The organism is Pseudomonas sp. BBP2017 (assembly GCF_003024385.1).
GTDB lineage: Bacteria > Pseudomonadota > Gammaproteobacteria > Pseudomonadales > Pseudomonadaceae > Aquipseudomonas.
Window position 1 is genome coordinate 1 of sequence record NZ_PVZN01000021.1, and the last position, 9,985, is coordinate 9,985.

The 9,985-nt window shown below is 61.9% G+C and carries 10 protein-coding genes and 1 pseudogene; 4 read left to right on the top strand and 7 right to left on the bottom strand.

All coding sequences use genetic code 11. The features are described from left to right. Nucleotides 1-341: 341 nt before the first annotated feature. Complete coding sequence (locus C6382_RS21055) at nucleotides 342-2,426, bottom strand: LTA synthase family protein (protein WP_107026255.1); 2,085 nt, start codon at nucleotides 2,424-2,426, stop codon at nucleotides 342-344. Nucleotides 2,427-2,640: 214 nt separating this feature from the next. Between C6382_RS21055 and C6382_RS21060 the strand changes: the two genes are divergently transcribed. Beyond that, a complete protein-coding gene (locus C6382_RS21060) occupies nucleotides 2,641-3,114 on the top strand; it encodes a methylated-DNA--[protein]-cysteine S-methyltransferase (protein WP_107026256.1) in 474 nt (157 codons plus the stop codon). An 8-nt stretch (nucleotides 3,115-3,122) separates the two neighbouring features. Here C6382_RS21060 and C6382_RS21065 read toward each other — a convergent pair whose 3' ends face one another. Then, entirely contained in the window at nucleotides 3,123-3,314 is a 192-nt protein-coding gene (locus C6382_RS21065; protein WP_107026257.1) for a PLDc N-terminal domain-containing protein, read from the bottom strand. 128 nt (nucleotides 3,315-3,442) lie between these two features. Between C6382_RS21065 and C6382_RS21070 the strand changes: the two genes are divergently transcribed. Beyond that, nucleotides 3,443-4,384, top strand: a complete 942-nt coding sequence (locus C6382_RS21070) for a ZIP family metal transporter (protein ID WP_107026258.1) — start codon at nucleotides 3,443-3,445, stop codon at nucleotides 4,382-4,384. On the opposite strand, the gene C6382_RS21075 is transcribed toward C6382_RS21070, so the two are convergent. The 5 genes and pseudogenes from C6382_RS21075 to aroC all read right to left on the bottom strand — a co-directional run bounded on the left by C6382_RS21075 (nucleotide 4,381) and on the right by aroC (nucleotide 7,955). Beyond that, complete coding sequence (locus C6382_RS21075) at nucleotides 4,381-4,911, bottom strand: hypothetical protein (protein WP_107026259.1); 531 nt, start codon at nucleotides 4,909-4,911, stop codon at nucleotides 4,381-4,383. The genes C6382_RS21070 and C6382_RS21075 overlap by 4 nt on opposite strands. Nucleotides 4,912-4,992: 81 nt before the next feature. Further along, nucleotides 4,993-5,139: pseudogene (locus C6382_RS21080) on the bottom strand (ankyrin repeat domain-containing protein); the annotation flags it as partial. A 9-nt stretch (nucleotides 5,140-5,148) separates the two neighbouring features. After that, nucleotides 5,149-5,667 carry an acireductone dioxygenase gene (locus C6382_RS21085; RefSeq protein WP_107026261.1) on the bottom strand — a complete coding sequence of 173 codons (519 nt, stop codon included), beginning with the start codon at nucleotides 5,665-5,667 and terminating at the stop codon, nucleotides 5,149-5,151. A gap of 12 nt (nucleotides 5,668-5,679) precedes the next feature. Next, nucleotides 5,680-6,825: an MFS transporter gene (locus tag C6382_RS21090; RefSeq protein ID WP_107026262.1), complete on the bottom strand. Its 1,146-nt coding sequence runs from the start codon at nucleotides 6,823-6,825 to the stop codon at nucleotides 5,680-5,682. 38 nt (nucleotides 6,826-6,863) lie between these two features. Continuing rightward, nucleotides 6,864-7,955 carry a chorismate synthase gene (gene aroC / locus C6382_RS21095; protein WP_107026263.1) on the bottom strand — a complete coding sequence of 364 codons (1,092 nt, stop codon included), beginning with the start codon at nucleotides 7,953-7,955 and terminating at the stop codon, nucleotides 6,864-6,866. A gap of 133 nt (nucleotides 7,956-8,088) precedes the next feature. Between aroC and C6382_RS21100 the strand changes: the two genes are divergently transcribed. Together C6382_RS21100 and C6382_RS21105 are read left to right on the top strand one after the other, a co-directional pair. Further along, the gene (locus C6382_RS21100) at nucleotides 8,089-9,051 is read left to right on the top strand and encodes an alpha/beta hydrolase (RefSeq protein ID WP_107026323.1); all 963 of its coding nucleotides are present in this window, start codon (nucleotides 8,089-8,091) and stop codon (nucleotides 9,049-9,051) included. Between the two features lie 106 nt (nucleotides 9,052-9,157). Then, a complete protein-coding gene (locus tag C6382_RS21105) occupies nucleotides 9,158-9,946 on the top strand; it encodes a hypothetical protein (protein WP_107026264.1) in 789 nt (262 codons plus the stop codon). Nucleotides 9,947-9,985: the final 39 nt, after the last annotated feature.

The following is a 9,985-nucleotide window of genomic DNA, read 5'->3' on the forward strand; positions in this document are numbered from 1 at the left end:
AACTCTTCTCTCAAGCTCATGGCGTCTCTCGCGTTCCAAGGCATGGTCGAATTCCCGGCAGGTTTGCTTGCCGAAAAGTGTCAACCATGTCCCCGTACACCTGTCCACCATGTCTCCGGTCCATACACCAAGAAAAAAGTAGGCCGCCGTAAGGGCGGAAGGGGCCGGCAGCGGCGCCGCATAGAATGGATAAGCTCCCATCCGAGTTCCAGTCCAGTCCAGTCCAGTCCAGTCCAGTCCAGTCCAGTCCAGTCCCAAGATACTCCCCCGGAATACCGTGAAGCCCCATAAAAAAAGAGGCCCGTAGGCCTCTTTCTATTCAAAGCAACGCGGTGGACACGTTACTCCGGCATACCATGGACAACGCCCGCAGTGTTATCCAGCAAGCTTTTGGTCGCGGTCTGGATAAACGATTCAAGCTTGTGTGTCAGCTCTTTCTGGTCCGGGCTTTCAATCAGCTCGGCCTTGAAGTTGCCACCCAGCTCGTAGCGATACATGCGCGGCGCCATGTCCTTGGACTCGATCAGGATGCGATCACCCTTGACCAGGGCAACGATCTGCTCGCTGCCTGACGGCTTGATCATGCCAAAGCCAGGATCGCCAGCCGGCAGGTTGAGCAGGTCACGCCCCCAGCACTGATGGCGGGTTTCGCCGCCCAGACGCCCCATGATGGTCGGGACGATGTCGATCTGGGTACCGACGGTGTGATTGACCGCACCGAACTTCTCCTGGATGCCTGGCGCAATCAGCAGCAGCGGTACGTTGAAACGGCCCAGGTCCAGCTCGGTTACTTGCTGGTGATTGCCGAATCCATGGTCACCGACGATGACGAACAGGGTTTCCTTGAAGTACGGCTCTTTGCGCGCTTTCTCGAAGAACTGGCCCAAAGCCCAGTCGGAGTAGCGCATTGCGGTCAGGTGCTGATCAAGGCGGCCCTGGCCGCTGACCGGCTCTACCGGCAACTGAGCAGGCAAGGCGTACGGCGTGTGGTTGGACAAGGTCTGCAGCAGTGCATAGAACGGCTTCTTGCCATAGTTCTTGGCCAGTTCTTCGGCGCCACGGTCGAACATGTCCTGATCGGACACCCCCCAGGTAGGGTCGGAGAACACCGGATTGACGAAGTCATTGCGGCCAATGAAGGTGGTCATGCCCTGGTTGCCGAAGAAGCCCGACTGGTTGTCCCAGGCGAAGTCGCCGTTGTAGACATACACATCGTCGTAGTCGCGGGCGCTGAGCAGCGCTGGCAGGCCGGACAGCTTGTGGCCACCTTCCGGGGTCTGCATCAGGTATTCGAAGCCTGGCAGGTTCGGGTAACAGGCCATGGTGGCGAACATCCCCTGGTGGGTATGGGTGCCATTGGAGAAGAAGCGGTCGAACAGCAGACCTTCTTTGGCCAGTTTGTCGAAGTACGGGGTAATGTTGTTCGGGCTGCCCAAGGCGCCTACCGAGTGACCGGCGAAGCTCTCCATGAGGATCACGACGACGTTCTTGATCGGCAGGGTATTGGCGCTCGGCGGCGTGAAATCACGGCGTATTGCAGCACTATCGGCATCGACCAGTTTGTCGTTGCCGGTCAGCAGCATGTCGCGCACAGCCTGGGTGGCCAGGGTTTGCTCGATCGTCGACTTCCAGACATTGGCGCGGTCTTCACCGAAACGGCTCTTGGCCGCGTCGATCAAGGTCAGGGTGCCATTGAGACCCAGTTGGTTGACGAAATTCGAGTCGGTGGTAAAGGCATCCCCCCAGCGCATCGGTGGGCCCTGACGCAGGGTACCGCGGGCGGAGATGACTGCCACCAGCAAAATCATGAAGAACACCACGCCGCGCACGTACCACGGGGCCAGCGCACGGCTGCCGGCCGTGTGGTTCTGGTAGGCGCCACGGGGACGGGTCAGGCGGTCGATGCCCTTGAACAACAGGCTCAGCAACCAGGTGCCAAAGATCCACGCCAACAGGTATCGCACCACCGGGAAACCGTACCAGAGCATGCTCAGTACAGTCTTGGGATCTTCCTTGACGTACTGGAATACCAGACCGTTGAGGCGCTGGTGGAACTCACGGTAGAAGTCCAGTTCCATCAGGCCGAGGAACATGACGATGCTAGAGGTGATGGTCAGCCACACCCGGAACAGGCCGCGAGCAGCCATGGCTCGGGCGCTGAGGGTGGCCAGCAGCAGCGGAATGCTCAGGTAGACAACGACACGCAAGTCGAAGCGCAGGCCATTGAGGAAACCCTCGACCACGGTCGACATCGGTGTGTCACCGATCATGTCGCTGTTGTAGATCAGCAGGCCCAAACGTACCAAACTGAGCATCAGCATGATCACCAGACCACACAACAGGGTGTAGGCCAGGTGCGATTTTAGCGTTGGTTGCAACGGGCGCGACGCAGCCCGCTGATCACTCAAGGCGTCCGTGGTAGCCATGGATTGGAAGATCCCTAGGATTCAGATTCAAGAAAGGCGAAAAAACGAATCGGCAAATGTGCACTAAACCCGAGGGCAATGCACGGCCATTCGGCGAACGGATAATTGCGAGCGCGGATTTTCCATAATCGGATGTGAAAATTTCGTTGATGGACACGCCCGGCAACGACTTGCGGTATGGTGGTCACTCCTTTCATGCCCCAGGCGCTACACCATGTATTACCGCTATCAGCCCAGTCCGCTTGGTCCGCTGTTGCTGGCCGGCGACGCTCAGGGCCTGCACCTGCTGCACATGGATGCCGCGCAGCCTTGGGAGCTGCCGGGCGGATGGCTACCTGCGCAGCATCGACTGGATGAAGTGGCGCGCCAACTGGATGAGTACTTCGCTGGCAAACGCGAGGTATTCGACGTCAGGCTGGCGCCGCTGGGTACGCCTTTTCAACGGCAAGTCTGGCAGGCCTTGCAGCGTATTCCCTACGGCACCACCTGCAGCTACAGCGACCTGGCCGGGCACATCGGCCGCCCTCGCGCCGTTCGTGCGGTCGGTACTGCCAACGGCGCCAACCCGATCGCGATCATCGTGCCCTGCCATCGGGTGATCGGCAGCAACGGCACCTTGACCGGCTATGCCGGGGGCGTGGAGCGCAAGAAGATGTTGCTGGAGCTTGAAGGAGCGTGGCTGATCTGAGCCCGCGCCTACAACCGCACATTCCCCCGCGGCCCGGCAATCGCCCAGATAATCAGGCCGAGCACCGGCAGCAGCAGGATCAACAGGATCCAGAGGATTTTCGGCCCCAACCCCACGCCGCTTTTAAGCACATTGATGATCGCCCAGATATCCAGCGCGAGGATGATCAGGCCTACCAGGCCATTGAAGGTCGAACCCATGCTGTCGCTCCGTTGAACACGTCTGCCCACAGGATAGCTGGCTATGAGCCCCATAGACGCTATTGCTTGGCGGCAGCGCGACGGCACTGGTTACACTCGGCTCATCAATAGGTTTCAGTGAGGTTCCTATGCCCCCCGCTCACAGCTCCAGCAGCCCTGCTCCGACGTCACTCTGGAGCGCCTGGCTGCAACAGGCACAAAGCACACCGTGGCTGAGCGCCGGCCTGGGCCTGAGCCTGCTGGCGGTACTCGGCCTGTTGATGGCCAGCGCCTGGAACGCTGTGCACGGCGATCATCAGGAAAACCTGCACATGGCCATGCTCGGTGGCCTGGCCGGGTTTGCCGCGACGGCCCTCGGCGCCATCATGGCCGTGGTCCTGCGCGAAGTCAGCGCGCGCAGCCAGGATGTGATGCTCGGCTTTGCCGCCGGAATGATGCTCGCCGCCAGCTCGTTCTCACTGATTCTGCCGGGCCTGGATGCTGCCCGCGAGATCACCGGCAACGGCCCCTATGCGGCAATGACCGTGGTCATCGGTATGGGGCTTGGGGTCTTGCTGATGCTTGGCCTCGATCGTTTCACCCCGCACGAACATGAAAGCACCGGCCCCTGCGGGCCGCAGGCCGAACGGATCAACCGGGTGTGGCTGTTCGTGCTGGCAATTACCCTGCACAACCTGCCCGAAGGCATGGCCATCGGTGTCAGCTTTGCCAATGGCGACCTGACTGTCGGCCTGCCGCTGACCAGCGCCATCGCCATCCAGGACATTCCCGAAGGCCTCGCCGTGGCCCTGGCCTTGCGCGCCACCGGGCTTGCGACCCTGAAAGCAGCGCTGGTGGCGATCGGCTCGGGCATGATGGAGCCGATCGGCGCGGTCATAGGCCTGGGGATTTCCACCGGCTTTGCCATCGCCTACCCGGTGAGCATGGGCCTGGCGGCCGGTGCGATGATCTTCGTGGTGTCCCACGAGGTGATTCCGGAAACCCACCGCAATGGTCACCAGACCTCGGCGACCCTCGGCCTGATGGGCGGCTTTGCGGTGATGATGTTCCTCGACACCGCCCTCGGTTAAACGTGAACCGCCACCCGCAGCGCTTCCAGAGCAGGCGCTGCGGCAATTCCCACCTCGGCGCACAGTTCCAGCACCCGCGCCAGGTCGTTAGCGCCCACCATGACCATCTGCAACTCGTCATCGAGCAACTGGCTGAAGTTCATCAGCACATAGCCACCGGCCTCCTTGTTCATCGCCCCCATCTGCACCTGGATGCGGTTGAGTGCGGTCAACGGCTCGACCTTGGCCAATTGCTTGGGCTTGAGGTTGAAGGGCACGCTCTTGTCGAAGGAGTCGACGATCTGCGCGAACAGGTCCTGATAGGTGTCGGCCTGGAACAGCACGGTGTCGGGCAGGCTGCCGACGATGACCCACTCACCCAAAGGGATCGGGAAGCTGTCGTCGTAGTTGATGTCAGGGTTGGCAGCGAGGAAGGCTTGCGGGTCGGCATAGGCCTGGGCGGCCTCGTCGGCGATGCGCTCGATGTCTTCTTCGCGCATGCAGCCGGCGCTGATTTTGCCGATGAGTTCGAGCAGTTGGGATTTCATGAAGGGGCCCTGCGACGCTGAAAAAAGTCGCCAAGGATAGCCGCAAAAGGCCCCTGAGGGTTAGCCGGCCAGCGCTTGCAACTGCGCGGCCGAATCGACCGCCACACCCTGCTCTCCCAGCAACCGGACCATCGCCAGATCGCCCTTGAACGCCGCGCCGGCCATCGGCAACTGGCCGTTGTCGTTGGTCATCAGCGGATCGGCTCCGTGCTGCAGGAGGACTTTTACCACGGTCAGTCAGTCGTCAAGCCGTGGAAAAGCCTCGGCAATCTTGTCACCGGTGAAGCGCACGACCTGACTTTCCCGTTTATTGAACATGCGAATGGCCACAAACCGCGGCTCTTCGCCCATATCCAGCCACAGCCGAGTGCCCGCCGGCACGCCGATCAGGTCGCCCTTCTCGCACAACACGGCATAGAGGTAATCGCCGATGTGCAGGTTGAACAGCCCACGCCCGGCGGCGAAAAAGCGCAGTAGTTCCTCCTCACAGGTATGCTCGTCGAGCAAGCCGGCATCCGCCTCGCGGCTGACATCGACATCTGTGCAGCCTCGTTCAGCCATCAGTGCGTCAATACATTGCCGGTAAGCCGCGATCACCTCTTGCTCGCTGGCACCCGCCTGAATCGGCGCACTGGCCTGCCAGCGCTCGAAACGCACGCCGTGCTCAGCCAGGGTCGAAGCGATATCCTCAAGGTGGGTCAGGACCTTGTTAGGGATGTCCGGGGTGGACAGGTGGTAAACGGACAGGCTGCTCATCAGAAGAAATTCCTATTGCTCGGCTTCTTTCATACGGGTCGCAATGATAACGGCTGCGGCCAGCGCTGCGACGCTGGCGATACTAAAGGTGGTGGTCGCACCCAACAGATTCCAGCTGTAGCCGGAATACAGGGCGCCCAGGGCGCCGCCGGTTCCCGCCAGGGCAGCATACAGGGCCTGACCCTGGCCTTGCTGACGGGCGCCGAAGCTACGTTGCACGAAAGCAATGGCGGCGGCGTGGAAGCTGCCGAAGGTAGCGGCGTGCAAGACCTGGGCGAACAACAGCAGCGCCAGGTGTTCGGCAAAATTACCCAGCAGCAGCCAACGCAGGGCCGCCAGGGCAACACTGGCCATCAGCACCCGGCGCAACGAGACCCGCGCCAGAATCCAGCTCATGCCGAGGAACATCAACACTTCGGCGACCACACCCAGGGCCCAGAGCATGCCGATGACACCCCGGCTGTAGCCCAGATGCTCCAGGTGCAGGGTCAGAAAGGTGTAGTAAGGCCCGTGACTGAGCTGCATCAGCGCCACACAGACATAGAACGCTGCCACGCCGGGACTGCTCAATTGCTTGAGAAACCCGCCCTGGCTGCGCTCGTTCTGCCCGGGCGGCTGGGCATTGGGCACCCAGAGGCTGGCAAGGACAATGCCCGCCATGATGATTGCTAACGCCTGCGGATAGACATCCAGGCTCAGCCCATCGAACAGCCGTCCCAGGCCGACCACGGTGAGGATGAAACCGATCGAGCCCCACAGGCGGATCTGGCTGTAGCGTGCGGTCTGGCCTTGCAGGTGCGCCAGGGTGATGACCTCGAACTGCGGCAACACCGCGTGCCAGAAGAACGCATGCAAGGCCATGACCAGCGCCAGCCAGGCATAGCTCTTGGCGAAGAAGATCAGCGAGAAGCTCAGCAGGGTCGCCAGCGCCCCCAGGCGTACGATCAGCAGGCGCCGCCCCGTGCGGTCACCGAGCCAGCCCCACAGATTGGGCGCGACACAACGCATCAGCATGGGAATGGCGACCAGTTCGCCGATCCGCGCGCTGGAAAAACCCAGGTGATGGAAATACAGCGCCAGGAAAGGCGCTGTAGAACCGAGCAAGGCGAAGTAGAACAGGTAGAAGCTGGACAGCCGCCAGTAGGGAATCGGCGCCACGGCTCAGCAGGCCGCAGCGCGTTTGCCAGGTGATGGCATTACAACTGGCCCAGCACCGGCGTGCTCACACGCACATCGGCGTTCTGACCGCGATGACGCAGCAGGTGGTCCATCAATACGATGGCCATCATCGCTTCGGCGATTGGCGTGGCACGGATGCCCACGCACGGGTCGTGACGGCCCTTGGTGATCACTTCAACCGGGTTGCCGTGCACATCGATCGAACGACCCGGGGTGGTGATGCTCGACGTCGGCTTCAGGGCCAGGTGGGCAACAATCGGCTGGCCGGAAGAAATCCCGCCAAGAATACCGCCGGCATTGTTGCTGAGAAAACCTTCCGGGGTCATTTCATCACGGTGCTCGGTGCCGCGTTGCGCCACGCTGGCGAAACCTGCGCCGATCTCCACGCCCTTGACCGCGTTGATGCTCATCAGGGCATGCGCCAGCTCGGCGTCCAGGCGGTCGAAAACCGGCTCGCCCAGGCCCGGCATGACACCTTCGGCGACCACGGTGATCTTCGCCCCGACCGAATCCTGGTCACGGCGCAGCTGGTCCATGTAAGCCTCCAGCTCCGGCACTTTGTCCGGGTCGGGGCTGAAGAATGCGTTCTGCTCCACCGACTCCCAGGTTTTGAACGGAATCTCGATCGGGCCCAGCTGGCTCATGTAGCCACGGATACGAATCCCCTGGCTGGCCAGGTACTTCTTGGCAATCGCGCCCGCAGCCACACGCATGGCGGTTTCCCGTGCCGAACTGCGGCCACCGCCACGGTAATCACGCTCACCGTACTTGTGGTGATAGGTGTAGTCGGCGTGGGCCGGACGGAACAGGTCTTTGATCGCCGAGTAGTCCTTGGACTTCTGGTCGGTGTTGCGAATCAGCAGGCCAATGGCGCAACCGGTGGTGCGGCCCTCGAAAACCCCGGAGAGGATTTCGACTTCATCGGCTTCCTGGCGCTGGGTGGTGTGTCGGCTGGTGCCGGGCTTGCGCCGGTCGAGGTCGTGCTGCAGGTCGGCCAGGGAAATTTCCAGGCCCGGCGGGCAGCCGTCGACAATGGCGACCAACGCCGGACCATGGCTTTCGCCAGCGGTGGTGACAGTGAACAGCTTGCCGTAGGTATTGCCGGACATGCAGGACGCTCCGCGAATCAGCCTGATTTGAACAAGGCCGCCAGTATACGCAGGCTAACCATTGAGTTCATCCCTGACAGCGAACCTTCTGCCCATGCGCCGGTCAAAAAGCCAACTCCTCGATAGTGGCCTGATGATGTTGCGCGTTCTCGTGATAGTCGCCCTGCTGTTCAGCGGCCTGGTGCACGCTGGCGCCCCTACGGTATTGCAACGCCCGATCAGTCTCGATACCGGCAGCGGCACGCTGTACGGTAGCCTGCTGTTGCCGCGCAGCGATCAGCCACCCCCGGTGGTGCTGATCATCCCCGGTTCCGGGCCGACCGACCGCAACGGCAACAGCCCGGACGGCGCCCACACCGACAACCTCCGGCAACTGGCCCTGGTGCTGGCGAAAAACCGCATCGCCAGTGTGCGTTACGACAAACGCGGCGTGGCCGCCAGCCAGGCCGCGACGCCGGACGAACGCGACCTGACGGTTGAACGCTATGTCGCCGATGTCGTGGCCTGGAGTCATAAACTCAAAGCCGATCCGCGTTTCGGTCAGTTGATCCTGCTGGGTCACAGTGAAGGCGCGCTGATCGCCAGCCTGGCCGCAGAGCCGGGCGGCGCCAGCGCCGTGATCAGCGTGGCAGGCAGCGGCCGGCCGATCGATGAGGTTTTTCGTGCACAACTCGCCGAGCGTATCCCGGCCCGCTACAGCGCACAGGTGATGCAGATACTGGATAACCTCAAGGCCGGGCGCACCGCGTCGAACATTCCTCGGCCCTTGCAGGATCTGCTGCGCCCGTCGGTCCAGCCTTACCTGATTTCGTTGTTTCGCCAGGACCCGGCAGCGGCGTTCGCCAGGGTCAAAGTGCCGGCCCTGATCATCCAGGGCACCCACGATGTCCAGGTCGATGTCAGCAATGCCGAGCGGCTCAAGGCCGCCAAACCCGATGCCGAACTGGCGTTGATCCAGGGCATGAACCACATGCTGAGAATTGCCCCGCAGGCAGCAAGTCAGCAGCGTGACAGTTACCTGAACCCGAAATTGCCGCAAGCTGCCGAACTGGGCGTGCGCGTCGTCGACTTTATCCACAGGCTGCCCGCAGCCTGAGCGAATTTCAGCGAAATTGCGCCTCCAGTCCCGGACGATTCTGCCGATAAGCCGATGCTGGCATCGTGATTGTGTCCAGCTTGCTGTGCACAAGAGGATTGCCGTGATGACTGAAGCCGCCCCCCAGGATGCCCCCGAAACCCCAGAGGCCGCGCCGGAACCCGCGCCGCTGCCGTGGGCCGAGGTGACTGCGGAACATTTCCAGATGCTGCGCCTGGCACCGCTGCCGACTGATCGCAACAGTGGTGCACGACCACTGCGCTTCGTTCAGTACGCTTATACCGAGCGCCACAACAAGGACATCAGCTTGTTGCGCATGAGCATTCAGTTGCCTGGGCAAAAAGTACGCAAGGAACAGAACCATCTGGACATCTGGGTCGATCATCAGCAAAAGCACGTACGAATCGGCCCGGATAGCGGCCTGCAGATCGAGCCGTTGAACCGAGGCCTGGGGCGCTTCCTGCTGGCCCAGGCCGTCAGCTGGGCGCAGCGCAAATGGTCGCACTACCGGGTCGAAGGCGCCGCGCTGGCCAACAAGGATGCCCTCAACGAGGACACCCGCCTGCGCCGTGACCATCTGTTGCACAGCCATGGCCTGGAAGTCGAATACGCCGATGCCCAGCACCTCAAGGGCCGCTACGTCGATGTGCAGGTTGGTGAGCTCAAGGGCGGCTGGAATGCGGACAAGGTGCAGCGCGTGGAAATCCTCGATGCTGCGCAGATGCTCCAGCAGGCTGAACAGAACCTGCAGGAAAAGGAAGCGCAACTGCGCGAGCGTGACGAGCGGGTCAGCAAGTACCGTCGCGAAGACAGCGGCTTGCGCTTCACCATCACCTGCCTGGTGGCCTTTGCGGTGTTTCAGGCCGGGCTGCTGATCTGGATTGCCACCCACTAAAGCATCGCGGGGCAAGCCCGCTCCCACAGGCCCTGTGGG

What these genes read in the sequence shown, in the direction of transcription:
- C6382_RS21055 (WP_107026255.1), bottom strand. Translation starts at nt 2,426, where the DNA reads ATGGCTACCACGGACGCCTTGAGTGATCAGCGGGCTGCGTCGCGCCCG.
- C6382_RS21060 (WP_107026256.1), top strand. Translation starts at nt 2,641, where the DNA reads ATGTATTACCGCTATCAGCCCAGTCCGCTTGGTCCGCTGTTGCTGGCC.
- C6382_RS21065 (WP_107026257.1), bottom strand. Translation starts at nt 3,314, where the DNA reads ATGGGTTCGACCTTCAATGGCCTGGTAGGCCTGATCATCCTCGCGCTG.
- C6382_RS21070 (WP_107026258.1), top strand. Translation starts at nt 3,443, where the DNA reads ATGCCCCCCGCTCACAGCTCCAGCAGCCCTGCTCCGACGTCACTCTGG.
- C6382_RS21075 (WP_107026259.1), bottom strand. Translation starts at nt 4,911, where the DNA reads ATGAAATCCCAACTGCTCGAACTCATCGGCAAAATCAGCGCCGGCTGC.
- C6382_RS21085 (WP_107026261.1), bottom strand. Translation starts at nt 5,667, where the DNA reads ATGAGCAGCCTGTCCGTTTACCACCTGTCCACCCCGGACATCCCTAAC.
- aroC (WP_107026263.1), bottom strand. Translation starts at nt 7,955, where the DNA reads ATGTCCGGCAATACCTACGGCAAGCTGTTCACTGTCACCACCGCTGGC.
- C6382_RS21100 (WP_107026323.1), top strand. Translation starts at nt 8,089, where the DNA reads ATGATGTTGCGCGTTCTCGTGATAGTCGCCCTGCTGTTCAGCGGCCTG.
- C6382_RS21105 (WP_107026264.1), top strand. Translation starts at nt 9,158, where the DNA reads ATGACTGAAGCCGCCCCCCAGGATGCCCCCGAAACCCCAGAGGCCGCG.